Annotated in this window: 20 protein-coding genes and 2 tRNA genes; 7 read left to right on the top strand and 15 right to left on the bottom strand. The window is 67.2% G+C overall.

The genetic code is table 11. The features are described 5' to 3' along the window. Positions 1–52: 52 nt before the first annotated feature. Both rlmB and rnr read right to left on the bottom strand, forming a co-directional pair. Complete coding sequence (gene rlmB / locus BMY22_RS04265) at positions 53–796, bottom strand: 23S rRNA (guanosine(2251)-2'-O)-methyltransferase RlmB (RefSeq protein WP_090619835.1); 744 nt, start codon at positions 794–796, stop codon at positions 53–55. Beyond that, positions 793–3,363 (bottom strand): ribonuclease R, encoded by a 2,571-nt coding sequence (gene rnr, locus BMY22_RS04260; protein WP_090619833.1) that lies wholly within the window; start codon positions 3,361–3,363, stop codon positions 793–795. The genes rlmB and rnr overlap by 4 nt, the downstream gene beginning before the upstream one ends. Before the next feature lie 216 nt (positions 3,364–3,579). Here rnr and BMY22_RS04255 point away from each other — a divergent pair. Further along, positions 3,580–3,666 (top strand) — tRNA-Leu (locus BMY22_RS04255). 109 nt (positions 3,667–3,775) lie between these two features. Next, positions 3,776–3,862 (top strand) — tRNA-Leu (locus BMY22_RS04250). 150 nt (positions 3,863–4,012) lie between these two features. Here BMY22_RS04250 and BMY22_RS04245 read toward each other — a convergent pair. The 12 genes from BMY22_RS04245 to BMY22_RS04190 all read right to left on the bottom strand — a co-directional run bounded on the left by BMY22_RS04245 (position 4,013) and on the right by BMY22_RS04190 (position 17,016). Then, positions 4,013–5,305: an adenylosuccinate synthase gene (locus BMY22_RS04245; RefSeq protein ID WP_090619832.1), complete on the bottom strand. Its 1,293-nt coding sequence runs from the start codon at positions 5,303–5,305 to the stop codon at positions 4,013–4,015. Between the two features lie 54 nt (positions 5,306–5,359). Next, a complete protein-coding gene (locus BMY22_RS04240; protein ID WP_090619830.1) occupies positions 5,360–6,547 on the bottom strand; it encodes an ATP phosphoribosyltransferase regulatory subunit in 1,188 nt (395 codons plus the stop codon). Positions 6,548–6,582: 35 nt separating this feature from the next. Continuing rightward, on the bottom strand, positions 6,583–6,768 hold the full coding sequence (locus tag BMY22_RS04235; protein ID WP_090619828.1) for a DUF2065 domain-containing protein: 186 nt from the start codon (positions 6,766–6,768) through the stop codon (positions 6,583–6,585). A 106-nt stretch (positions 6,769–6,874) separates the two neighbouring features. Beyond that, a complete protein-coding gene (gene hflC, locus BMY22_RS04230; RefSeq protein ID WP_090619827.1) occupies positions 6,875–7,744 on the bottom strand; it encodes a protease modulator HflC in 870 nt (289 codons plus the stop codon). Further along, complete coding sequence (gene hflK / locus BMY22_RS04225; protein ID WP_090619825.1) at positions 7,744–8,904, bottom strand: FtsH protease activity modulator HflK; 1,161 nt, start codon at positions 8,902–8,904, stop codon at positions 7,744–7,746. Before hflK ends, hflC begins: the two co-directional genes overlap by 1 nt. 95 nt (positions 8,905–8,999) lie before the next feature. Continuing rightward, positions 9,000–10,301 carry a ribosome rescue GTPase HflX gene (gene hflX / locus BMY22_RS04220; RefSeq protein ID WP_090619824.1) on the bottom strand — a complete coding sequence of 434 codons (1,302 nt, stop codon included), beginning with the start codon at positions 10,299–10,301 and terminating at the stop codon, positions 9,000–9,002. A gap of 12 nt (positions 10,302–10,313) precedes the next feature. Then, positions 10,314–10,568, bottom strand: a complete 255-nt coding sequence (gene hfq / locus BMY22_RS04215; protein WP_090619822.1) for an RNA chaperone Hfq — start codon at positions 10,566–10,568, stop codon at positions 10,314–10,316. 89 nt (positions 10,569–10,657) lie between these two features. Next, positions 10,658–11,629 (bottom strand): tRNA (adenosine(37)-N6)-dimethylallyltransferase MiaA, encoded by a 972-nt coding sequence (gene miaA / locus BMY22_RS04210; RefSeq protein WP_090619820.1) that lies wholly within the window; start codon positions 11,627–11,629, stop codon positions 10,658–10,660. An 88-nt stretch (positions 11,630–11,717) separates the two neighbouring features. Beyond that, entirely contained in the window at positions 11,718–13,601 is a 1,884-nt protein-coding gene (gene mutL, locus BMY22_RS04205) for a DNA mismatch repair endonuclease MutL (protein ID WP_090619819.1), read from the bottom strand. Continuing rightward, on the bottom strand, positions 13,598–15,040 hold the full coding sequence (locus tag BMY22_RS04200) for an N-acetylmuramoyl-L-alanine amidase (RefSeq protein WP_090619818.1): 1,443 nt from the start codon (positions 15,038–15,040) through the stop codon (positions 13,598–13,600). The genes mutL and BMY22_RS04200 overlap by 4 nt, the downstream gene beginning before the upstream one ends. A gap of 21 nt (positions 15,041–15,061) precedes the next feature. After that, a complete protein-coding gene (gene tsaE, locus BMY22_RS04195; RefSeq protein ID WP_090619910.1) occupies positions 15,062–15,529 on the bottom strand; it encodes a tRNA (adenosine(37)-N6)-threonylcarbamoyltransferase complex ATPase subunit type 1 TsaE in 468 nt (155 codons plus the stop codon). Next, positions 15,517–17,016 carry an NAD(P)H-hydrate dehydratase gene (locus tag BMY22_RS04190; RefSeq protein WP_090619816.1) on the bottom strand — a complete coding sequence of 500 codons (1,500 nt, stop codon included), beginning with the start codon at positions 17,014–17,016 and terminating at the stop codon, positions 15,517–15,519. Before BMY22_RS04190 ends, tsaE begins: the two co-directional genes overlap by 13 nt. A gap of 59 nt (positions 17,017–17,075) precedes the next feature. Here BMY22_RS04190 and queG point away from each other — a divergent pair, with 59 nt between their 5' ends. Further along, positions 17,076–18,140: a tRNA epoxyqueuosine(34) reductase QueG gene (queG, locus tag BMY22_RS04185; RefSeq protein ID WP_090619815.1), complete on the top strand. Its 1,065-nt coding sequence runs from the start codon at positions 17,076–17,078 to the stop codon at positions 18,138–18,140. Between the two features lie 9 nt (positions 18,141–18,149). On the opposite strand, the gene orn is transcribed toward queG, so the two are convergent. Further along, positions 18,150–18,692, bottom strand: a complete 543-nt coding sequence (gene orn, locus BMY22_RS04180) for an oligoribonuclease (RefSeq protein ID WP_090619813.1) — start codon at positions 18,690–18,692, stop codon at positions 18,150–18,152. Positions 18,693–18,784: 92 nt separating this feature from the next. Here orn and rsgA point away from each other — a divergent pair, with 92 nt between their 5' ends. The 4 genes from rsgA (at position 18,785) to BMY22_RS04160 (ending at position 23,793) form a co-directional block, all read left to right on the top strand. Beyond that, on the top strand, positions 18,785–19,816 hold the full coding sequence (rsgA, locus tag BMY22_RS04175) for a small ribosomal subunit biogenesis GTPase RsgA (protein ID WP_090619812.1): 1,032 nt from the start codon (positions 18,785–18,787) through the stop codon (positions 19,814–19,816). A gap of 57 nt (positions 19,817–19,873) precedes the next feature. Continuing rightward, a complete protein-coding gene (gene rhdA / locus BMY22_RS04170) occupies positions 19,874–20,689 on the top strand; it encodes a thiosulfate sulfurtransferase (RefSeq protein ID WP_090619810.1) in 816 nt (271 codons plus the stop codon). 9 nt (positions 20,690–20,698) lie between these two features. Then, positions 20,699–21,559, top strand: a complete 861-nt coding sequence (asd, locus tag BMY22_RS04165; protein ID WP_090619809.1) for an archaetidylserine decarboxylase — start codon at positions 20,699–20,701, stop codon at positions 21,557–21,559. Positions 21,560–21,729: 170 nt separating this feature from the next. Then, positions 21,730–23,793, top strand: a complete 2,064-nt coding sequence (locus BMY22_RS04160; RefSeq protein ID WP_090619807.1) for an EAL domain-containing response regulator — start codon at positions 21,730–21,732, stop codon at positions 23,791–23,793. The last annotated feature ends 7 nt before the right edge of the window (positions 23,794–23,800 follow it).

Genomic DNA, 23,800 nt, shown 5'->3' with positions numbered 1-23,800 from the left:
CGCAATTCTAGAGAAGGGCCGAGAGGGAAGCAAGGCGCACGGCGCCGCGCGATTATGGTGTACGACGCTGACGCACCGCCTCGAATAGGCAGACACCGGTGGCGACGGATACGTTCAGACTGCTGACACTACCGACCATCGGCAGGCGCACCAGGTAATCGCAGTGCTCGCGGGTCAGCCGGCGCATGCCCTTGCCCTCGGCACCCATGATCAGCACGGTCGGACCGCGCAGATCCAGCCCATAGAGTTCCTGCTCGACTTCGCCGGCGGTGCCGACCGTCCACAGGCCACGTTGGCGGAGCTTCTCCAGGGTCCGCGCCAGGTTGGTCACCGCCACCAGCGGCACCGCCTCGGCGGCGCCACAAGCAACCTTGCGCACCGTGGCGTTCAGCGTGGCCGACTTGTCCTTGGGCACGATCACCGCCTGCACGCCGGCTGCGTCGGCAGTACGCAGGCAGGCGCCGAGATTGTGCGGATCGGTGACTCCGTCCAGAACCAGCAGCAGCGGTGGCCCTTCGCAGCGGTCGAGCAACTCGTCGAGCATAGCCTCGCCCCAGACCTGGCTCGGACTGACCTCGGCGACTACGCCCTGATGCACGCCCTCGGCCCACTCGTCCAGCTCGCGCCGCTCACGCTGGCCGACCGGCACCCGCGCCTGCCGGGCCAACTCGAGCAGCACCTGCGCCCGCGGGTCCTGACGCCCCTCGGCCAGCCAGAGCTGCTTGACCCGCCGGGGATGGTGACGCAGCAGGGCTTCCACGGCATGCACGCCGTAGATCCTTTCCAGTTCGCTCATGTTCTGGCCTTGCTCCGGGCCTTGCGGGGAGCGCCTTTATCGGCCGGCTTGTGCGGCCTACCGCTCCCCTTGTCGGCGGCCGCCTTGGGCGCCGGCTTCCGGCGCTCCGGCTTGGCGGTCTTGGCCTCGGCCAGCAGTGCCTGCTTGGTCGCCCGACTTTTCTTCACGTCGGTGTTGCCGAGCAGAGCCTCGGCCTGGGCCAGCAACTCGGAAGCCAGCGGAGCCAGCTCCTTGCCCTTGCCACGCCCCTTGCTGGCAGTCTCCCCGACCGCTGCCTCCAGCTCGGCCCCGCGCCGACGGCGCCCGGTCGGCTGTCCGCGCTCCCCCTCGACCAGTTCGAAGTCGATCCGTCGCTCGTCCAAGTCGACCCGCATCACCCGCACCGCAACGCTGTCGCCGAGCCGGAAGCCGCGCCCGCTGCGCTCTCCGGACAGGCGGTGGTGAACCGGATCGAAGTGGTAGTAGTCACCCGGCAAGGCGGTGACATGTACCAACCCCTCGACATAGATGTCCTTCAGTTCGACGAAGATGCCGAAGCCGGTCACTGCCGTGATCACTCCGTCGAAACTTTCGCCGACGCGATCCTGCATAAACTCGCACTTCAGCCAGTTGACCACGTCGCGGGTTGCTTCGTCGGCACGCCGCTCGGTCATCGAGCAGGCCTCGCCGAGCTGCTCCAGAGTCGCCTCGTCGTAAGGGTAGATGCGTGCCTTGGGCATGCTCGCCGCGCCCGCACGGCGGACATGGGGCGTCTCGCGCTTGGAGCGGATCACACTGCGGATCGCACGATGTATCAGAAGGTCCGGATAGCGGCGAATCGGCGAGGTGAAATGGGTATAAGCCTCGTAGTTAAGGCCGAAGTGGCCGTGGTTATCGGCGCTGTACACCGCCTGACTGAGCGAACGCAGCATGACCGTCTGGATCAGGTGGAAATCCGGGCGCCCCTGAATCGACTCCAGCAGCATCTGGTAGTCCTTCGGCGTCGGACCGTCCTTGCTACGGTGCAGACTCAAACCGATCTCGCCAAGAAAAGCCTTGAGCTTCTCCAGACGCTCCGCCGGCGGGCCGTCGTGTACCCGGTAGAGCCCCGGCAATTCGTGCTTCTGCAGGAACGCGGCTGTCGCCACATTGGCGCAGAGCATGCACTCCTCAATGAGCTTGTGCGCATCGTTGCGTTCGGTCGGCAGGATTTCCTCGATCTTGCGCCCGGAACCGAAGACGATGCGTGTTTCCTGGGTCTCGAAATCAATGGCACCGCGCACCTGACGCGCCTTCACCAGCACCTTGTAGAGCGAGTGAAGCTGCTTGAGGTGCGGCAGCACCCCGGCATAGATGCTGCTCAGCCGCTTGCCCTCCGGGGTCTTCGGCTGCTCCAGCATAGTGCTGACCTTGTTGTAGGTCAGTCGCGCATGGGAATGGATGACTGCCTCGTAGAACTGGTAGTCGGTCATCTTGCCGGAACGGGACAAGGTCATCTCGCAGACCATGGCCAACCGGTCGACCTGCGGGTTGAGCGAGCAGAGACCGTTGGAGAGTTCCTCCGGCAACATCGGCACCACCCGCTCGGGGAAATACACCGAGTTGCCGCGCTGGCTGGCTTCCTCGTCCAGCGCCGAGCCGATCCTGACGTAGTGGGATACATCGGCGATCGCCACATACAGGCGGTAGCCCCCGGCGAACGGGGCCAGAAGGCCCTTCTCGCAGTAGACCGCGTCGTCGAAGTCGCGGGCATCCTCGCCATCGATGGTGACGAAGGGCAAGTGGCGCAGATCGATGCGCTTGAGCTTGTCCTTCTCCTCCACCTCGGGCTTGAGCTTGCTCGCTTCCTTGCGCACGGCCTCCGGCCAGACGTGGGGAATATCGTAGCTGCGCAGGGCGACGTCGATCTCCATGCCCGGCGCCATGTAGTTGCCGATCACCTCGACGATGTCGCCCTGCGGCTGGAAGCGCAGGGTCGGCCAGTGGGTGATGCGGATCTCGACGAACTGGCCGACTGCGGCGTTCCCCGTGCGACCGGGAGTGACCAGCACCTCCTGCTGGATCTTCGGGTTGTCGGGAATGACGAAACCGATGCCGCTCTCTTCGTAATAGCGGCCAACGACGGTTTCGTGAGCCCGTGAAACCACCTCGACGATAGCCCCCTCGCGGCGGCCACGCCGATCGAAGCCGGATACCCGTGCGAGGGCGCGGTCGCCGTCGAACAGCAGGCGCATCTGCATCGGACCGAGAAAGAGGTCGTCGCTGCCGTCGTCCGGAATCAAGAAGCCGAAGCCATCGCGATGTCCACTGACCCGACCGAGCACCAGATCAAGCTTGTCCACCGGCGCATAGGTGCCGCGACGGGTATGGATCAGTTGGCCATCGCGCTCCATGGCGCGCAGGCGCCTGCGCAGCGCCTCAAGCTGCTCCTCTTCGCGCAGGCCAAACTCCTCCGCCAGCTCCTCACGGCTGGCGGGGGCCCCGCGATCGTCGAGACGCTTGAGAATCAGCTCGCGACTGGGAATGGGGTTATCGTACTTTTCCGCCTCGCGGGCGGCCTCGGGATCGAGACTTTGCCAATCGGCCATCAGTGCGTTGTCACCTTGTTCATGGTTTCCATTCGATGTATTTGCCATCTGCTTATTGAAGCGCGAAATCCATCTGTCGGTCAGCTTTGCGGTGACAATAATTTTTTCACCGCAAGGGTTTACAAGCCAAGACCTGCTCCGTATAGTTCGCGCCCACAACGTTGTCAGACGTTGTAGCATGAAATCGACGCGATAGCATCGAGATCAAGATGCAGTGCCCAGGTGGCGGAATTGGTAGACGCACTAGGTTCAGGTCCTAGCGGTGGCAACACCGTGGAAGTTCGAGTCTTCTCCTGGGCACCATATTAAAAGCACGAATCGCCAAAGAGACGTGCAATTTGTAGCGGACAGCAGGCTCCGCATCGGTCGACCCGATAAATACTGCAAAAGCCGGCGCTTGATCGTCGCATGTGCCCAGGTGGCGGAATTGGTAGACGCACTAGGTTCAGGTCCTAGCGGTGGCAACACCGTGGAAGTTCGAGTCTTCTCCTGGGCACCATCTTATTCATAAAAAACCGAGCCCATGGCTCGGTTTTTTTGTTTCTGCACATTCGAAAATACCATCGAGTCCCTTCCCCGGCCTATCCAGTAGAACTGACACCCGACCCGGAAGGTCGCCTGCAGGCGACCTTCCGAAGCAACTTCGGCCTCAGGCGAACGGATGGCGCAGCACGATGGTCTCGTTGCGGTCCGGACCGGTGGAGATGATGTCGATAGGCGCACCGACCAGAGCCTCAATGCGCTTGATGTAGGCACGAGCATTCGCAGGCAGAGCATCCAGGCTCTTGATGCCGACGGTCGACTCCGTCCAGCCTGGCATCTCCTCGTACACCGGCTCCAGCCCCACATAGCTGTCGGCATCGGTCGGCGCCTCGGTGACGACACCTTCGGCGTTCCGATAGGCCACGCACAGCTTGACGGTCGCCAGGCCATCGAGCACGTCCAACTTGGTCAGACACAGGCCGGAGATGCTGTTGATCTCGATGGCACGACGCAGAATCACCGCATCGAACCAGCCACAGCGACGAGCGCGACCGGTGGTAGAGCCAAACTCATGCCCTTTGCTGGCCAGGTGCGCACCGATCTCGTCGAACAGCTCGGTAGGGAAAGGCCCGGACCCCACACGAGTGGTATAGGCCTTGGTGATGCCAAGGATGTAGTCGAGGTACAGCGGACCGAAGCCGGAACCAGTGGCGGTACCGCCGGCAGTGGTGCTGGAACTGGTCACATAGGGATAGGTGCCGTGGTCGATGTCCAGCAGCGAGCCCTGGGCGCCTTCGAACATGATGTCGGCACCCTGCTTGCGCAGTTCGTGCAGGCGCACCGCGACGTCGGTGATCATCGGCCTGAGCAGTTCGGCGTAGCCCAGTGCCTCGTCAAGGGTCTTCTGGAAATCCACCGGCTCGACCTTGTAGAAGTTCTGCAGGACGAAGTTGTGGTACTCCAGCAGCTCGCGCAGCTTCTTGGCAAAGCGCTCCGGGTTGAACAGGTCGGCGATGCGCAGGCCGCGACGCGCCACCTTGTCCTCGTAGGCCGGGCCGATGCCGCGACCGGTGGTACCGATCTTGCCTTCGGAACGGGAAGCCTCGCGCGCCTGATCCAGAGCCACATGATAGGGCAGGATCAGGGTGCAGGACGGACTGATGCGCAGGCGCTCGCGCACCGGCACGCCCTTCTCCTCCAGCTTGGCGATCTCGCGCAGCAGCGCATCCGGGGCCACGACCACTCCATTGCCAATCAGGCATTCCACATTGTCGCGCAGAATCCCGGACGGAATCAGGTGCAGCACGGTCTTCTCGCCATCGATGACCAAGGTGTGACCGGCGTTGTGTCCACCCTGATACCGCACGACGGCCGCCGCCTGATCGGTCAGCAGATCGACGATCTTACCCTTGCCCTCATCGCCCCACTGGGTGCCCAGGACCACGACATTCTTACCCATAACGCTTGTCCTCTTCGGGAAAAACTGATGCCGGCCACCGGCCGGCGAAAAAACTCAGGACGCCAGCGGCACCACCCGCCACTGACCATCGCTCAGCAGCAACTGCCGGTCACAGCCGCAAACCCGGGCGGCAGCGATCTGCTGCCCCGGCAACGCCTGGATCACTCGTTCGCCCTGGCGCCGCAGGCGCTGCACCATCTGCCAAAGATAGACATCGTGACTGTCCGGAGCCCAGATGCCGACCACCGGCTCGGCCGGCGCCACCTGCCCCAGGGCTACCAGGGTCTTCAGGTCGGTGGAAAAACCGGTGGCCGGTCGAGCACGACCGAAATCGGCGCCGATGTCGTCGTAGCGACCACCCTGGGCGATCGATTGGCCGACCCCCGGCACGAAGGCCGCGAACACCACGCCAGTGTGGTAGTGATAGCCGCGCAGCTCGCTCAAATCGAAATACAGCGGCAGCTCCGGATAGCGCACGCCCAGCGCGTCGGCGATGGCGATCAGTTCGTCCAGCGCTGCGTGCACCTCGGCGGGTGCATCGACCAGGCAAGCCTGAGCCAGATCGAGCACCTCGCGACCGCCACAAAGCTCGGCCAGGGCACGCAGCATCGAGGCCTGAGCCTCAGGCAACGGCGTGGTCAGGACCTCTACCTCGTCGACCGACTTGCGCTGCAAGGCATCGAACAACTGCTGCTCGACCTCGCCGGACAGCCCCGCCGCCCGAGCCAACCCGCGGTAGATGCCGACATGCCCAAGGTCCATGTGCACATCCGGCACCGCGACCCGCTCGAGCACCTCCAGCATCAGGCCGATGACCTCCACATCGCTCGCCGGACTGGCGTCGCCATACAGCTCCGCCCCCAGCTGGATGGGGCTACGCGAGGTGGACAGGGCCCGCGGCTGCGCATGCAGCACGCTGCCGGCATAGCAGAGCCGGCTCGGCCCCTCGCGGCGCAGGGTGTGCGCATCAATGCGCGCCACCTGCGGGGTGATGTCGGCACGAAAGCCGATCAGGCGACCAGACAGCGGGTCCGTCACCTTGAAAGTACGCAAATCCAGATCCTGACCGGCGCCGGTCAGCAGGGACTCCAGGAATTCGATATGCGGGGTGACGACGAACTCGTAGCCCCAGCGCTGGAACAGATCCAGCATCTGGCGGCGTACCACCTCGATACGAGCCGCCTCTGGCGGCAGAACTTCCTCGATACCATCCGGCAGCAGCCAGCGGTCTACCGTTGCCATTACGCCTTTCCTCTCTCGATCCGGGCGGCAAGCCTTCAGTGAAGCCAATAAAGGAGGGCTGTTCCCAGCAGCATGCTGGCCAGCCCGGTGAGGCGCAGTTGGCGATCCGACAATTGCAGCACCTGCATGATCGCACTACGCCAGCGTCGCGGATTGAGGAATGGCAGGATGCCTTCGAGCACCAGCATCAGACACAAAGCAATCGCGAATTCCTGCCACATGATTTCCACAGACGCAAAAAAGCCGGGATTTCCCCGGCTGGCTCATCATAGCACGTTTTCCACTCGGGACATCCCGGCGGGACCTGCAGTCCCGCCGGGATGTCCGTCACGGCTTGGCCTGTTCGAGATAGCGGAAGAACTCGCTCCTCGGATCCAGAACCAGTACGTCCTTCTTGTCCGCGAAACTGCTGCGATAGGCCTGCAAGCTACGATGAAAGGCGTAGAACTCCTGATCCTGCTTGTAGGCTTGGGCATAAACGGCAGCCGCCTGTGCATCGCCCTCGCCACGGACCTCTTCCGCCTTGCGATAGGCCTCGGCCAGCAATACCCGGCGCTGGCGGTCGGCGTCGGCACGAATGCCCTCGGCCAGCTCCTTGCCCTTGGCGCGGTGCTCGCGGGCCTCACGCTCGCGCTCGGTGCTCATCCGCTCGAATACACTGCGGTTGACCTCCTTGGGCAGGTCGATGGCCTTGACCCGCACGTCGAGCACCTCGATCCCCAGTTCCTTGCGTGCCAAGCGATCAAGCGTCTGGGTAATGTCCGCCATCAGCGCATCGCGCTCGCCGGAAACCACCTCGTGCAGGGTGCGTTTGCCGAACTGATCGCGCAGCCCCGATTCGAGACGGCGTAGCAGACGCTCGTCGGCGACCTGCTTAAGGCCGGAGGTAGCGGTATAGAAGCGCTCGGCATCCGCCACCCGCCACTTGGCATAGGCATCGACCATCACCGCCTTCTTCTCGAGAGTGAGAAAACGCTGGGTCGGCGAATCCAGCGTCACCAGACGAGCATCGAACTTGCGCACCTTGTCGACGTAGGGAATCTTCACGTGCAACCCGGGCTGGACATCCGCCTCGACGATGCGACCGAACTGCAGCAGGACGGCCTTTTCGGTTTGTGCCACGATATAGAAGCTGTTCCAGACGACGATTGCCAGGACCACTCCGACGACCAGGGCAACCACGGACTTGTTGCTCATCAACGCCTCTCCCTTGAACGCGGGTCTCGCTGCTGCAGATCATTGACGACCTGCGAACCCTGATCGGCGGCGCCAGCCGCGGCAGGCGCCGACAAGCCGACAGAAGCACCGCTGGCGCGCCCCTCGAGCATCTTGTCGAGCGGCAGGTAGAGCAGGTTGCTCTGCTCCCCCTTGGTGGCAACCAGCACCTTGCTGCTGTTGCTCAGGACCTCCTGCAGGGTTTCGAGATACAGGCGCTGGCGGGTTACCTCTGGCGCCTTGTGATACTCCGCCACCAGCTTGCTGAAGCGATCAGCCTCACCTTGGGCGCGGGCCACAACCTCCTCGCGATAGCCATTGGCATCCTCGATAATCCGCTGCGCCTGGCCGCGCGCTTCGGGGACCACGCCATTGGCATAGGCTTCCGCCTGATTGCGCTCGCGCTGCTCGTCCTCACGAGCCCGGATCACGTCGTCGAACGCCTCCTGAACCTCGCGAGGCGCCTGGGCGTTCTGCACGTTCACCTGGGTCACGACGATACCGGTACGGTAAGTGTCGAGGAAACGCTGCAAGCGCTCCTGCACCTCGCTCGCCAACAGCTCGCGCCCCTCGGTGAGCACCTGATCCATCTCGGTGGAACCCACCACATGGCGCAGGGCACTGTCGGTGGCATGCTGCAGACTGACCTCGGGCTGATCCACATTCAGCACGAAGTCCTTCAGGCTGCTGATTTTGTACTGCACGGTGAGCGGCACCTCGACGATGTTCTCGTCCTCGGTGAGCATCTGCCCCTGCTTGGTGTAGGCCCGCTCGCGGGTGACGTTCTCCACGAACTTGCTATCGATCGGCGGGAAATAGATATTCAGACCCGGCCCGACGGTTTCGTGATATTTGCCGAAGCGCAGCACCACCGCCTGCTCCTGCTCGTCCAGCACGTAGATCGCGCTGTACAGCCAAAAGGCCGCCAGCACCGCCAGGGAGATGCCGAACAGGCCGAAACCGCCGCCCTTGCCACTCGCCCCGTCACCACCGCGCTTCTTTCCGCCCAACATGCCGCCTAGGCTTTCCTGCAACTTGCGGAATGCCTCGTCGAGGTCCGGTGGCCCCTTGCGGTCGCCTCCGCGACGCCCCCCCCAGGGATCCTGGTTGTTAGAATTGCCACCCGGCTCATTCCAAGCCATAGCGCTCTCCATCCGAAAAACAAAGACGCGCCCACGGCACGCCGCCCCATGCTACTCAATGCCTGCATCCCACGGCAAAACCGCTGGCTGAGCTTTCATTGCAAAGTATGTTGCGCAAGGAACTCGTCCGGCTGCAGGCCCTCCCGGCTGACCAGACGGTTCAAATCGATCCGCGGCAGGCGTACCGCCAACAGGCTTCCCCCCTCCTCGTCATGCGCTTCGCTGCGCACCGCCCCGAGCGCGAAGAACTGCGCACGCAGTCGGCTCAAGCGCTGCGGCAAGTGCAGGGTACCGACAAACAGATCGTCCCCCAGCAGCTCGGCAATGGCCTGGCGCAACAGATCCAGACCGCGCCCGTCGCGAGCCGATACCCAGACTCGCTGCGGCTTGCCGTCGGCATCGCGCTGGATCTGCGGCTCCATGCCCTCGAGCAGGTCCAGCTTGTTGTATACTTCGAGGATCGGCAGGCTATCGGCACCGATCTCCCCCAGAACGACCATGACCTGCTCGATCTGCGCCATGCGCTCGGGCTCATGGGCATCGATCACATGCAAGAGCAGGTCGGAATTGCTCGACTCCTCCAGCGTAGCGCGGAATGCCTCGACCAGCTTGTGCGGCAGATGGCGGATAAATCCCACCGTATCGGCCAGCACCAGCGGCCCCAAGTCGTCCAGCTCGAGACGACGCAGGGTCGGATCGAGGGTGGCGAACAGTTGGTTGGCCGCATAGACCTCGGAAGCCGTCATCGCATTGAACAGGGTGGACTTGCCGGCATTGGTGTAACCGACCAGGGAGACCAGGGGAATCTCTGCGCGCTTGCGCCCGCGCCGCGCCTGCTCGCGCTGGCTGCGTACCTTCTCCAGACGCTGGCGGATCTGCCGGATGCGCACCCGCAGCAGGCGCCGGTCGGTCTCGAGCTGGGTTTCCCCGGGACCGCGCAGACCGATACCGCCTTTCTGCCGCTCCAGGTGGGTCCAGCCGCGGACCAGCCGGGTACTCATGTGCTCCAGTTGAGCCAGCTCGACCTGCAGCTTGCCCTCATGGGTACGCGCGCGCTGGGCGAAGATATCGAGGATCAGGCCGGTGCGATCAAGCACCCGGCACTCGAAGGCGCGCTCCAGGTTGCGCTCCTGGCTGGGTGTAAGGATGTGATTGAAGATCACCAGTTCGGCCTGCTCGGTCCTGACCAGATCGTGCAGCTCATCGACCTTGCCGGTGCCGATCAGGTATTTGGCCGTCGGCTGGTGGCGAGCCACCCCGACGAACGCCACCACATCGGCCCCCGCCGAACGGGCGAGCTCCTGGAACTCCTGCGGGTCCTCACGCGCCTCGGGATCCTGACCTTCCAGGTGAACCAGAATGGCCCGCTCTCCACCACCAGGGCGCTCAAAGAACAAGGCGGACTCCTATCAGGCGTTGCCGGGTTCGGGCTGCTCGCCCTCGCCCGCGGTGGGCAGGCGCACGGGACGGCTCGGTACCACGGTGGAAATCGCGTGCTTGTAGACCATCTGGCTGACAGTGTTCTTCAGCAGGATCACGAACTGGTCGAAGGACTCGATCTGCCCCTGCAGCTTGATGCCGTTGACCAGGTAGATGGAAACCGGGACGCGCTCTTTGCGCAGAGTATTAAGGTAAGGGTCTTGTAGCGAATGCCCTTTTGACATGTGGCGCTCTCCTATAGGGATTGTTTGGAAATCGAAGAAAATGACAGGCCGCTCCACAGAAAACCAGAAACGGCAGCAAGGACAGAAGTTCAGGCCAATATGGCGGCAGACTCGAGGTATTTCAAGGTACGTTGAAGATTGTCGCCCCCCAGGCTGTCCAACCAGTGGAGGTCGGTCCAGCTGCGCAACCAGGTGAACTGCCGCTTGGCCAGTTGGCGCGTCGCGACGATGCTGCGCTCGACCATCTGCTCCCGCGTCAGTCGGCCATCCAGATGTTCCCACACCTGCCGGTAGCCGACCGCCCGCATGGAAGGTAGGCCTTCATGCAAGTCGCCGCGCCGCCGCAACGCCTCGACCTCGCCGACAAAACCCTGCTCCAGCATCAGGCGGAATCGCCGGGCGATCCGCTCGTGCAGAATCTGTCGCTGCATCGGCGCTATCGCCAGATGGGCGACAGTATAAGGCAAATGCCTACCCGCTGAGTCGCCGGATGGAGGATTTTGCTCGACCTGCCGTAAGCGATGCGCGGTCATCGACAGGCCGCTGACCCGATAGACCTCCAGCGCCCGCACCAGACGCTGGGGATCGTTGGGGTGGATGCGCGCCGCCGACTCCGGATCGACCGCCGCCAGTTCCCGGTGCAGGGCCGGCCAGCCCTCCGCCGCTCCCCGCGCCTCCAGCTCCGCGCGCACCGCCGGATCGGCGCTCGGCATGTCCGCCAGCCCCTCCAGCAAAGCCTTGTAATACAACATGGTGCCGCCCACCAGCAGGGGGATGCGCCCGCAGGCGGTGATTTCCGCCATCGCGGCCAGAGCGTCGTCGCGGAACTCAGCGGCGGAATAGCTTTCCGCCGGGTCGCGGATATCGATGAGTCGATGGGGAAACTCCGCCAGCAGCGCCCTCGCAGGCTTGGCCGTGCCGATATCCATCCCCCGGTAGACCAGCGCCGAGTCGACGCTGATCAGCTCGCATGGCAGGACCCGCGTCAGCTCTAGCGCCAGGTCGGTCTTGCCGGAAGCGGTCGGCCCCATGAGGAAGATGGCGGGAGGCAAGCGAGACATCGGCAAACTCGGCACAGGCACGAAAGGGCTCATAGTTTCGGGCGCCGGTCGGCAGGCTGCAAGCGGACTCGCTCGGGCCACAAGCCCGCTAACGGCCGCGCAGGAACAACCTGTCCAGCTCGTCCATGCCCAGTTGGGTCCAGGTCGGCCGCCCGTGGTTGCACTGGCCGCTGCGCTCGGTGTGCTCCATGTCGCGCAGCAGGGCGTTCATCTCCGGCAGGGTCAGGCGCCGGTTGGCACGCACCGCGCCGTGACAAGCCATGGTCGCCAGCAGTTCGTTGAGGTGGGCCTGAATGCGGTCGCTGCTGCCGTACTCCAGCAGATCGGCCAGCACGTCGCGCACCAGCCGGCCCGCCTCGGCCTGACGGAGCAACGCCGGCGTCTGGCGGATCGCCAGGGTTTCCGGGCCGAGGCGCTGCAGCTCGAAGCCCAGCCGCTGGAACCACTCGGCGTGCTCCTCGGCGCAATCCGTCTCGCGCTGGCTGAGGGCCAGGCTTTCCGGCACCAGCAGCGGCTGGCCGCGCAGTCCCTCGCTGGCCATGGCGCTCTTCAACCGCTCGTAGGTGATCCGTTCGTGGGCCGCATGCATGTCCACCAGCACCAGCCCCTGGACGTTCTCGGCAAGGATGTAGATCCCCTTGAGCTGGGCCAGGGCATAGCCGAGCGGCGGAACGTCGCCCTGTCCGTCCGGCAGGGCCTCCGGCGCGGAGCCCGAATCGGCCAGCGGCGCGAAGAACTCGCGATAGACCCCTCCGGATTCGGCGGAATGCACTGCCGGACGCGACGGCGGCGCCTGATAGCCAGCGCCGCCCCCCCTCCAAGCAGGCGGCTCGACCGACACCCGCTCGGGCACGCTGGCGGACAGCGACATCTCGCCCTGCCCCCGGAACTCGCCGGCGGCCGGCCCCGTGACCGGAGGCGCTGATGGCGCAGCAAGCGGCGCCGCCAGTTGGTCTTCGGGGCGTACCTCGCCCAGCGCGTGGTGCAGGGTGCCGTAGAGGAAATCGTGGACCATGCGGCCGTCGCGGAAACGCACCTCGTGCTTGGTAGGATGCACGTTGACGTCCACCACCGCCGGATCGACCTCGAGGAACAGCACGAAGGTCGGGTGGCGGCCGTTGAACAGCACGTCACGATAAGCTTGGCGCACCGCATGGGCGACCAGCTTGTCGCGCACCATCCGGCCGTTGACGTAGAAGTACTGCAGGTCGGCCTGGCTGCGCGAGAAGGTCGGCAGGCCGACCCAGCCCCACAGGCGCAGGCCGCCCCGCTCGACCTCGACGGGCAGTGCCTGCTCCAGGAAGGCCGCTCCGCAAACCGCTGCGACCCGCCGCGCACGGGCCGCCTCGTCGCTGGCCTCGTGCAGGACCAGCGCCCCCCGGCCGTTGTGGCGCAAATGGAAAGCCACCTCGAAACGCGCCAGGGCCAGACGCTTGACGACCTCCTGCAAGTGCTCGAACTCGGTCTTCTCCGCGCGCAGGAACTTGCGCCGCGCCGGGGTATTGAAGAACAGGTCGCGCACCTCCACCGACGTACCGACCGGGTGCGCCGCCGGCTGCACCCGCGCCTCCATATCGCGCCCCTCGGTTTCCACCTGCCAGGCCTGCGCGGCATCGGCGGTGCGCGAGGTCAGGGTCAGGCGTGCCACCGAGCCGACCGAGGCCAGCGCCTCGCCGCGAAAGCCCAGGCTCGTCACCCGCTCGAGATCGTCCAGATCGCGGATCTTGCTGGTGGCATGGCGGGCCAGAGCCAGCGGCAGGTCATCGGCGGCGATGCCGCTACCGTCGTCGCGCACCCGCAGCAGCTTGACGCCACCCTGCTCCACCTCGATGTCGATGCGCCGGGCGCCGGCGTCCAGGCTGTTCTCCAGCAGCTCCTTGGCCACCGACGCGGGCCGCTCGACCACCTCGCCGGCGGCGATCTGGTTGGCCAGCCGCGGACTGAGCAGTTGGATGCGCGCCGGGCCGCTCATGGCTGGGCCGCCAGGCTCGCAGCCGGGATATCGAGAACCTGGCCGATCTTCAACTCGTCGCTCCTCAACCGATTGGCTCCGCGCAACTCCGCCATGCCGACCTGGTAGCGCTCGGCGATCAGCGCCAGGGTTTCGCCGGAGCTGACCACATGCTCCTGCCGCCCCCGGGCGATCTTCCCGGAGTCGCGCAGCCAGGCGATGTAGGTGCCCGGCGGCGGGTTCTGCTGGAAGAACTGGCGCACCCCGCCGTGGATGGAACGAGCCAGCGCCTGCTGGTGGCTGCGGGTCTGTAGCTTGTCGGACTCGTCGGGATTGGAGATGAACCCGGTTTCCACCAGGATCGATGGGATGTCCGGCGACTTCAGCACCATGAAGCCGGCCTGCTCGACCCGCTCCTTGTGCAGCGAGGTGATCCGCCCCATGTTGCTCAGCACCTTCTGGCCGACGTTCAGACTGGAGGACAGCGAGGCGGTCATCGACAGGTCGAGCAGCACGCCGGCGAGCATGCGGTCCTTGTCCTCCAGGCTGACGCTACCGACGCCGCCGATCAGGTCCGAGCGGTTCTCGCTGTCGGCCAGCCAACGCGCCGTTTCCGAGGTCGCGCCGCGATCGGACAGCGCATAGACCGAAGCACCGAAGGCCGACGAACGCGGGGCGGCGTCGGCATGGATCGAGACGAACAGGTCGGCGCCCTTCTTGCGCGCGATCTCGGTACGCTCGCGCAGCGGGATGAAGTAGTCGCCGGCACGTACCAGCTCGGCCCGGAAGCCCTTCTCGGCATTGACCTGCTGTTGCAGCTCGCGGGCGATGGCCAGGACGACGCTCTTCTCCTGCACGCCCTGCGGGCCGATCGCACCGGGGTCCTCGCCGCCGTGACCGGCATCGATGGCGACCACGATATCGCGCTTGCCCCTGGGCAACGGCGTGGTCGCCTTGGCCGCCGACTTGGGCGACGACACCACCGGGATCGGAGCCGGGACAGGGACAGGGACAGGGACCGGCCGACTGACGACCCGTGTCGGCGGCAGCTCGGGGGCCACGCTCGGCACCTGGTCGTAGAGGTCGAGCACCAGACGATGGCCGTACTGCTGGTTGGGGGCGAGAGTGAAACTCTTGGGCACTACCGACTTGGAGAGGTCAAGCACCAGGCGCAGGCCGTCCGGGGTCCGCTGCGCCGCGCGCAGGCCGCTGATCGGGGTATCGCCGAAGGCCAGCCGGTCCAGCGGGGTGCGCAACTGGGCGCCGTTGACATCGATGACGATCCGGTCCGGCGCGGTCAGGGTGAACACGCTGTGCTGCACCTGACCGCTCAGATCGAAGACCAGGCGGGTATTGTCCGGCGCACGCCACAGGCGCACGCCCCGCACCTCCACGGCGGCCCAGGCGTCGACGGCCAGGGCGGCGAGCAGCAGACCGACGCCGGCCGCCCAGGCACGCATGGGATTCCCCCTCATAATTGTCTAGTTCTCCTGAACCAGGGAGGCGCACCAGGCCTCGCCCCGCGCGCCATGGGGCGACAGGAGCAAGACACGGCCTCCCGCTTGCTGGGTAATGGTAATGTCGAGGTCCGGCCTTGGCAAAAAGCCCGAGCCACGCTGCGGCCACTCGACCAGACACAGCGCGCCGCCCTCGAAATAGTCACGAATCCCAAGAAATTCAAGCTCTTCCGGATCGGCCAGGCGATAAAGGTCGAAATGGTAGGCCTGCCGCTCGCCGATCCGGTAGGGCTCGACCAGGGTGAAGGTCGGGCTCTTCACCGCGCCGGCATGGCCCAAACCGCGCAGGATGCCGCGCGACAGGGTGGTCTTGCCGGCGCCGAGATCGCCGTGCAGGAAGATCGTTCCGCAGCCGCCGGTGAGCGCGCCGAGACGCTCGCCAAGGGCCAGTTGGACCGCCTCGTCGGCGGCGAAAAGACTCAGTTCAGGCACGGCGAATGCTCCTCCAGCAGCTGGCGGATCGCCGGAAACAGATCGCTGGCCAGCAGCCCGCGGCCCATCGGCGCCAGCCGCTCGCCCGCCCGCGCATGCAGCCAGACCGCCAGGCAGGCCGCCTCGAAAGGTGCCAGCCCCTGGGCCAGCAGGGCGCCGACCAGCCCGGCGAGGACGTCGCCGAGCCCCGCCCCGGCCATCGCCGGATGACCGTGGTCGCACAGCGCCAGGCGCCCCTCGGGATCGGCCACCAGGCTGCCGGCGCCCTTGAGGACGACCACCGCGCCATGGCGCCGCGCCAAGGCGAGGGCCGCCGCCGGCCGGTCGGCCTGCACCGTCCCGATATCGCTGCCCAGGAGGCGCGCGGCCTCGCCGGGATGGGGCGTCAGCACGGCCTGCGCCGGCGCGCCCACCGCACCGGCGGCGAGCAGGTTCAGCGCGTCGGCGTCCCACACCTGGGGCTGCGCGCAGCCGGCGGCGGCCGACAGCAGGCTGCGCCCCCAGGCGGCCTGGCCGAGTCCCGGGCCGACCACCAGCACGTCGGCGCGGGCCATCAGCGCCAGCGCCTGATTGGCCGAGTCGACGCCGCGGCTCATCAGCTCCGGACGCCGTGCCAACGCCGCCGGCACGTGCGCGCCGCGGGTCGCCAGGCTGACCAGCCCGGCGCCGGCGCGCAGGGCGCTTTCCGCGCCGAGCAGCGCCGCGCCGCCGAGGCCGAGGTCGCCGCCGACCACCAGCACATGGCCGTAATGCCCCTTGTGCGCGGTGCGCGGCCGTGCCGCCAGGCGCGCCAGATTGCCGGCCGCGAGCCGCAAGGCGGCAACCGGCTGTGCGGCGACGATCTGCGAATCGGCCGCCAGATCGGCGAACACCAGCGTGCCGACGTGATCCGGCGCCTCGCCGGTGAACAGTCCCAGCTTGAGGCCGATGAAGGTCACCGTCAGCTCGGCGCGTACCGCCACGCCCAGCGCACAGCCGGTGTCGGCGCTGAGCCCGGAAGGGATGTCCACCGCCAGCACCGGCAAGCCGCTGGCGTTGATCTGGCGGATCGCCTGGGCATAGGGTTCGCGCACCGCGCCGCCGAGGCCGGTGCCGAGCAGGGCGTCGACCAGCACGCCCTCCAACGGCGCGCACTCGCTCCAGGGCTCGACCGCCACGCCGGCCTGGCGCGCCTCGCCCAGCGCCTGCGCCGCGTCGCCCTGCAGCTGCTGAGGGCCGCCCACCGCCAGCACCCGCACGCGCCAGCCGGCGCGCTGCGCCAGCGCGGCGACCAGATAACCGTCGCCGGCATTGTTGCCGCGCCCGGCGAGCACGGTCAGCGCACCGGCCTGCGGCCAGCGCCGGCGCAGGGCCCGCCAGGCGGCATGGGCGGCACGACTCATCAGCTCGAAGCCGGGCGTGCCGGCGGCGATCAGCCGCGCGTCGAGTTCGCGCACCTGGGCGGCGCGGTAAAGGGAAAGCGGCAGGTCTTCCGGGATATCTGGCATGCGTCGATCGGCTCCGAGGTCTGGCAGAATTATCGCATCGAATACAGGTTTCCTTCAGCATGTCCGCCAGAGCACCCGATCCCGCCCGCCTCGCCCAGTCGATCAAGGACTGGGGCCACGAACTGGGCTTCCAGCAGGTCGGCATCGCCGGGATCGACCTGCACGAGCACGAGGCCCATCTGCAACGCTGGCTGGCCGCCGGCTATCAGGGCGAGATGGACTACATGGCCGCCCACGGCGACAAGCGCTCACGCCCCGCCGAGCTGGTGCCCGGCACCCTGCGGGTGGTCTCGCTGCGCATGGACTACCTGCCGGGCGACACCCGGATGGCCAAGCGCCTCGCCGCGCCGGAGCAGGCCTACCTGTCCCGCTACGCCCTCGGCCGCGACTACCACAAGCTGATCCGCAAACGACTGCAGCAACTGGCCGAACGCATCCAGGGAGAGATCGGTCCGTTCGGCTACCGCGCCTTCGTCGACAGTGCCCCGGTGCTGGAGAAGGCCCTCGCCGAACAGGCCGGGCTCGGCTGGATCGGCAAGAACACCCTACTGCTCAACAAGAAGGCCGGCAGCTGGTTCTTCCTCGGCGAGCTGTACGTCGACCTGCCGCTGCCGATGGACGCCCCCCACGCCGGCGAGCATTGCGGGCGCTGCACGGCCTGCCTGGACGCCTGCCCGACCGGCGCCTTCGTCGGCCCCAAGGTGCTCGATGCGCGGCGCTGCATCTCCTACCTGACCATCGAGCTGAAGGGGCCGATTCCCGTGGAGCTGCGCCCGCTGATCGGCAATCGGGTGTTCGGCTGCGACGACTGCCAGTTGGTCTGCCCCTGGAACCGCTTCGCCCGGCCCACCGCGGAAAGCGACTTCCAGCCGCGTCACGGGCTGGACAACGCCGAACTGGCCGCGCTCTTTCTCTGGAGCGAGGCGGAATTCCTCGCCCGCAGCGAAGGCTCGCCGCTGCGCCGCGCCGGCTACCAGCGCTGGCTGCGCAACCTGGCGGTCGGCCTGGGCAACGCCCCCTCGACCGTCCCGGTGCTCGCGGCGCTCGAAGCCCGCCGCGAGCACCCCTCGGCGCTGGTCCGCGAGCACGTGCTCTGGGCACTGCGCCGCCACGGCCGGGACTGACGCCGCTCCTCAATACTTGATGAAATGCTCGCGGTAGTGGCGCAGTTCGGCGATCGACTCGCGGATGTCGTCCAGCGCCAGGTGGGCAGCGGACTTCTTGAAGCTGTCGCGCACCTGCGGCGCCCAGCGCCCGGCGAGCTCCTTGAGGGTCGAGACGTCGATATGGCGATAGTGGAACCAGGCCTCCAGATCCGGCATGTAGCGGGCGAGGAAGCGCCGGTCCTGGCAGATGCTGTTGCCGCACATCGGCGACTTGCCCGTGGGCACCCACTGCTCGAGGAAGGCCAGGGTCTGCGCCTCGGCCGTCGCGGCGTCGATGCGGCTGTCGCGGACCCGCTGGGTCAGACCGGAACGGCCATGCTGGCGGGTGTTCCACTCGTCCATGCCGGCGAGGGCCTCGTCGCTCTGGTGCACGGCGATCACCGGCCCTTCGGCCAGCACGTTCAGCTCGCTGTCGGTGACGATGGTCGCCATCTCGATGATGACGTCCCGGTCCGGATTCAGCCCGGTCATTTCCAGGTCGATCCAGATCAGGTTCTGCGGGTTCTGCATGGCTAGACTCCTTGGCTTTGCTGCGCAGTTTAGCAGGGCACGGCCCGTGCTAAACTCGCCGCCCCCTGCCACCTGCGATCGAATCCCGACCCATGGCCAAACGCCAACTGACCCGCCGCCAGAGCTGGCGCATCGAAAAGATCCAGGAAGAGCGTGCCGCCCGCGCCGCCAAGCGCGAGTCCCGCGCCGTGGATGAACTGGAAGGTGGCGACCTCGGTCCCGAGCAGAACGGCCTGGTGATCGCCCACTTCGGCGTCCAGGTGGAGGTCGAGGCCGAAGACGGCGAGCTGGCCGGACAGGTCTGCCGCTGCCACCTGCGCGCCAACCTGCCGGCACTGGTCACCGGCGACCGGGTGGTCTGGCGCGCCGGCAACCAGGGCGGCGGGGTGATCGTCGCGCAGCTGCCGCGGCGCAGCGAACTGTGCCGGCCGGACATGCGCGGCCAGCTCAAGCCGGTGGCGGCCAACGTCGACCGGATCGTCATCGTCTTCGCCCCGCTGCCCGAGCCCCACGCCAACCTCATCGACCGCTACCTGGTGGCCGCCGAGCACGCCGGCATCCGCCCGCTGCTGCTGCTCAACAAGGCCGACCTGGTCGACGAGGCGAACGCCGCCGGCCTCGACGCCCTGCTCGCCACCTACCGCCAGCTCGGCTATCCCCTGCTGGAGGTCTCGGCCCGCCAGGGCGCCGGCATGGCGGAGCTGCAGGCGGCGCTGGACGGCCACGTCAGCGTCTTCGTCGGCCAGTCCGGGGTGGGCAAGTCGTCGCTGGTCAACAGCCTGCTGCCCGGCGTCGACACCCGCGTCGGTCCCCTCTCCGAACTGACCGGCAAGGGTACGCACACCACCACCACCGCCCGGCTGTTCCACTTCCCCGGCGGCGGCGAGCTGATCGACTCGCCCGGCATCCGCGAGTTCGGCCTCGGCCATGTCAGCCGTGCCGACGTGGAGGACGGCTTCATCGAGTTCCGCGACCTGCTCGGCCACTGCCGCTTCCGCGACTGCAAGCACGACCGCGAGCCCGGCTGTGCGCTGCTCGCGGCGCTGGAGGACGGACGCATCCAGCCGCAGCGGATGGCCAGCTACCGGCACATCCTCTCCAGCCTGCCCGAGGCGGAATACTGAAAAAACCGGGGCGGAGGCTACAATTCCTCCCCTCGTCAACCTTGCCTGGAGCCCCCCATGAGCGACTTCGCCACGCTGCCGCGGGTCATCGAACCGGCCGATCTGGATGCCCGCCTGAGGGCGCCCGAGCTGATCCTGGTCGACCTGACCAGCGCCGCCCGCTACGCCGAGGGACATATCCCCGGTGCGCGCTTCGTCGATCCCAAGCGCACCCAGCTTGGCCAGCCGCCGGCACCCGGCTTGCTGCCTCCCCGGGAGCAGCTGGAAGGCCTGTTCGGCGAACTCGGCCACCGCCCCGAGGCGGTCTACGTGGTCTACGACGACGAGGGCGGCGGCTGGGCCGGGCGCTTCGTCTGGCTGCTCGACGTCATCGGCCACCACCGCTACCACTATCTGAACGGCGGCCTTACCGCCTGGCTGGCCGAAGGCCGGGTGCTGTCCCGGGAGGTCCCGGCGGCGGCCGGCAGCCCCGTGCCCCTCGTGCTGCACGACGAGCCGACCGCCACCCGCGACTACCTGCAGGGCCGCCTCGGCGCCGCCGACCTGGCAATCTGGGACGCCCGCTCGCCCCAGGAATACCGCGGCGAGAAAGTGCTCGCGGCGAAGGGCGGGCATGTCCCCGGCGCGGTCAACTTCGAGTGGACCGCGGCCATGGACCCGGCCCGTGCCCTGCGCATCCGCCGCGACATCGCCGACTGCCTGACCGCGCTGGGCATCACCCCGGACAAGGAAATCGTCACCCACTGCCAGACCCATCACCGCTCCGGCCTGACCTACCTGATCGCCAAGGCCCTCGGCTACCCGCGGGTCAAGGGCTATGCCGGCTCCTGGGGCGAATGGGGCAACCACCCGGACACGCCGGTGGAGATCTAAGGAAAAACGATGAAAGACCGTCTGTTCCTCCTCGGCCAGTACCTGCTGCCCCACCACCTGCTGTCGCGCGCGGCCGGCGGCCTCGCCGAATGCCGCACCGGCTGGGTCAAAAATGCCCTCATCAAGGTCTTCGCCCGACGCTTCCGGGTCGACATGGGCGAGGCGCTGGTCGAGGAGCCGACCGCCTACGAGCACTTCAACGCCTTCTTCACCCGCGCCCTGAAAGACGGCGCCCGGCCCCTCGACCCGGCTCCCGACGCCATCCTCAGCCCGGCCGACGGCGCCGTCAGCCAGCTCGGCACCATCGAGCAGGGCCGCCTCTTCCAGGCCAAGGGCCACAGCTTCAGCGTGCAGGAACTGCTCGGCGGCGACCCCGCCACCGCCGCCCCCTTCCTGGGCGGCGACTTCGCCACCGTCTACCTGTCGCCGAAGGACTACCACCGCGTGCACATGCCGCTGGCCGGCACCCTGCGCGAGATGATCCACGTGCCGGGCAAGCTGTTCTCGGTGAACCGCCTCACCGCGGAAAACGTCCCGGAGCTGTTCGCGCGCAACGAGCGGGTGGTCTGCCTGTTCGACACCGAGCGCGGCCCGATGGCCGTGGTGCTGGTCGGCGCGATGATCGTCGCCAGCATCGAGACGGTCTGGGCCGGGGTGGTCGCCCCACCGCCGCGCCAGGTCAGGCGCTGGCGCTACGACGAGGCGGCACGTGAGCCGATCCGGCTGGAAAAAGGGGCAGAGCTCGGGCGCTTCAAGCTCGGCTCGACGGCCATCGTCCTGTTCGGTCCGAACCAGGTGCGCTGGAACGGCGATCTCGCTCCCCTGAGCCCGGTACGCATGGGCCGGGCGATCGGCCAAGGCACCGTCTGACCGCTTGTCGCCAGGCAGGGATGCCGGCCGTGCCTGCGGCATCCCATGCTTTGACTCGCCCCGACCGCCCCTGTAGATTCCGCCGACTCCCGTTTCCGCGGTGAGCGGGTCGAAAGCCTCGGGCGGCCTTCGACGGCCCGCGACCGCCCTGTAGCGACGCCACTCCCGCCATGGCCACCGATAAGAAAACCGTCCGCCTGCTGATTCTGGAAGACTCGCAGAACGAAGCCGAGCGCCTGGTCAGCCTGTTCCGCAACGCCGGCCGCGCCACCCGGGTGCACCGCCTGACCTCCAGCGAAGACCTCGCCGACTCCCTGCAGCAGACCTGGGACCTGCTGATCGCCGCTCCGCACAGCGAAAACCTCAGCCCTGCCGAGGCGATCGCCGCGATCCGCCGCCAGGCCAAGGACATCCCGATCCTCCAGCTGCTGGCGGACAACGACTCCGACTCAATCACCGAGGCCCTCGCCCTCGGCGCCCAGGACGCCCTCCCCCAGGGCGAGGACGAGCGGCTGATCCTGGTCGCCAACCGCGAGCTGGCCAACCTGAACGAACGCCGCGCCCGGCGCAGTGCGGAAGTCGCCCTGCGCGAGGCGGAGAAGCGCTGCCAGCTGCTGCTCGACAGCTCGGTGGACGCCATCGCCTACGTGCACGACGGCATGCACATCTACGCCAACCGCGCCTACCTGCAACTGTTCGGCTACGAGGAGGCCGACGAGCTGGAGGGCATGCCGATGATCGACCTGATCGCCGGTTGCGACCAAGCCCGCTTCCGCGACTTCCTGAAGAACTACGACAGCGTCCACGGCGCAGGCGACCTGCAGTGCAGCGGGATCGGCATCGAAGGCCGCCCGTTCCGCCTGCGCCTCGAGCTGTCGCCGGCCAGCTACGACGGCGAGCCCTGCATCCAGGCGGTGCTGCGCGCCGAAAGCCTCCAGAGCGAGCTGGAAGAGAAACTGCGCGAGGTCAGCTGCCAGGATCTGGTCACCGGACTGTTCAACCGCAACCACTTCCTCGAACTGCTGGACGGTGCCTGCGCGCGCGCGGTCAACGCCGGCCAGCCGGCCTGCCTGGCCTACCTGACCCTCGACTACTACGCCCAACTGCACGCCGACCTCGGCCTGGCCGGCCTCGACCAGCTGCTCGCCGATCTGGCCGCCCTGCTGCGCGGCGCGTTCTCCGCCGACGCCCAGCTGGCGCGCTTCGCCGACGATGCCTTCGCCGTGCTGCTGTCCGGCCCGCCGGAACAGGCGCGGGACGGACTCGCCGCCCTGCTGAAGAAGGTCGAGGGCCATCTGTTCGAGATCGCCGGACGGACCGTCCAGCTCACCCTGTCGATCGGCGTCGCCGGCCTCAACGAGACGACGCCCAAGGCCCAGGCGGTGATCGAGCGTGCGCACCGCTGCGCCGACCAACTGGTCGACGGCAACGCCCTGAAGCTCTACGACCCGGCCGAGGAGCTGGCCGCCGAGGCCAGCCGCGGCAACGTCGCCGCCATGGTCCGCCAGGCTCTGGAGAAGGACAGCTTCCGCCTGCTGTTCCAGCCGATCATCAGCCTGCGTGGAGACAACATCGAACACTACGAGGTCCTGCTGCGACTGATCGATCCCCAGGGCGCGCAAGTGCCGCCCGCCGACTTCCTCGCCGCCGCCAGCGAGGCCGGCCTAGCCGAAACCGTGGATCGCTGGGTGATCCTCAACGCGATCCGCCAGCTCGCCGCGCACCGCGCAAACGGCCACGATACCCGCCTGTTCGTCCATCTCTCCGCCGCCAGCCTGCAGGACCCGACCCTGCTGCCCTGGCTCGGCGAAACGCTGCGGACCGCGCGCCTGCCCGCCGCGGCGCTGATCCTGCAGCTCGACGAAACCGACGCGACCACCTACCTCAAGCAGGCCAAGACCCTGCTCGAAGGGCTCGCCGCGCTGCACGGCAAGAGCGCGCTGATCCACTTCGGCCGCGCCCTCAACCCGTTCAACACGCTCCGCCACCTGCCGGTGGACTACGTCAAGATCGACGACTCCTACACCCACAACCTCACCGAGGAAGAGGGCCGGGAGAACCTCAAGGTCCTGCTCGCCGGCCTGCATGCCCAGGCCAAGCCGAGCATCGTGCCGGGCATCGAGAACTCCAGCGTGCTGGCGACGCTCTGGCAGGCCGGGGTCAGCTACATCCAGGGCTACTACCTACAGGCGCCGGGCCCGGCGCTGGACTACGACTTCCCCAGCGAAGAGTAGCGGCCCC

Source organism: Azotobacter beijerinckii, from assembly GCF_900110885.1.
GTDB lineage: Bacteria > Pseudomonadota > Gammaproteobacteria > Pseudomonadales > Pseudomonadaceae > Azotobacter > Azotobacter beijerinckii.
This window is presented reverse-complemented; position numbering and strand designations above follow the sequence as displayed.

Coding starts and splice junctions, on each gene's coding strand:
- BMY22_RS04190 (WP_090619816.1), bottom strand. CDS start 17,016: ATGCCAGATATCCCGGAAGACCTGCCGCTTTCCCTTTACCGCGCCGCC.
- hfq (WP_090619822.1), bottom strand. CDS start 10,568: ATGTCAAAAGGGCATTCGCTACAAGACCCTTACCTTAATACTCTGCGC.
- rsgA (WP_090619812.1), top strand. CDS start 18,785: ATGGCCAAACGCCAACTGACCCGCCGCCAGAGCTGGCGCATCGAAAAG.
- orn (WP_090619813.1), bottom strand. CDS start 18,692: ATGCAGAACCCGCAGAACCTGATCTGGATCGACCTGGAAATGACCGGG.
- rhdA (WP_090619810.1), top strand. CDS start 19,874: ATGAGCGACTTCGCCACGCTGCCGCGGGTCATCGAACCGGCCGATCTG.
- BMY22_RS04160 (WP_090619807.1), top strand. CDS start 21,730: ATGGCCACCGATAAGAAAACCGTCCGCCTGCTGATTCTGGAAGACTCG.
- BMY22_RS04235 (WP_090619828.1), bottom strand. CDS start 6,768: ATGTGGCAGGAATTCGCGATTGCTTTGTGTCTGATGCTGGTGCTCGAA.
- rlmB (WP_090619835.1), bottom strand. CDS start 796: ATGAGCGAACTGGAAAGGATCTACGGCGTGCATGCCGTGGAAGCCCTG.
- hflK (WP_090619825.1), bottom strand. CDS start 8,904: ATGGCTTGGAATGAGCCGGGTGGCAATTCTAACAACCAGGATCCCTGG.
- BMY22_RS04240 (WP_090619830.1), bottom strand. CDS start 6,547: ATGGCAACGGTAGACCGCTGGCTGCTGCCGGATGGTATCGAGGAAGTT.
- queG (WP_090619815.1), top strand. CDS start 17,076: ATGTCCGCCAGAGCACCCGATCCCGCCCGCCTCGCCCAGTCGATCAAG.
- miaA (WP_090619820.1), bottom strand. CDS start 11,629: ATGTCTCGCTTGCCTCCCGCCATCTTCCTCATGGGGCCGACCGCTTCC.
- BMY22_RS04245 (WP_090619832.1), bottom strand. CDS start 5,305: ATGGGTAAGAATGTCGTGGTCCTGGGCACCCAGTGGGGCGATGAGGGC.
- hflC (WP_090619827.1), bottom strand. CDS start 7,744: ATGAGCAACAAGTCCGTGGTTGCCCTGGTCGTCGGAGTGGTCCTGGCA.
- BMY22_RS04200 (WP_090619818.1), bottom strand. CDS start 15,040: ATGCGTGCCTGGGCGGCCGGCGTCGGTCTGCTGCTCGCCGCCCTGGCC.
- rnr (WP_090619833.1), bottom strand. CDS start 3,363: ATGGCCGATTGGCAAAGTCTCGATCCCGAGGCCGCCCGCGAGGCGGAA.
- mutL (WP_090619819.1), bottom strand. CDS start 13,601: ATGAGCGGCCCGGCGCGCATCCAACTGCTCAGTCCGCGGCTGGCCAAC.
- asd (WP_090619809.1), top strand. CDS start 20,699: ATGAAAGACCGTCTGTTCCTCCTCGGCCAGTACCTGCTGCCCCACCAC.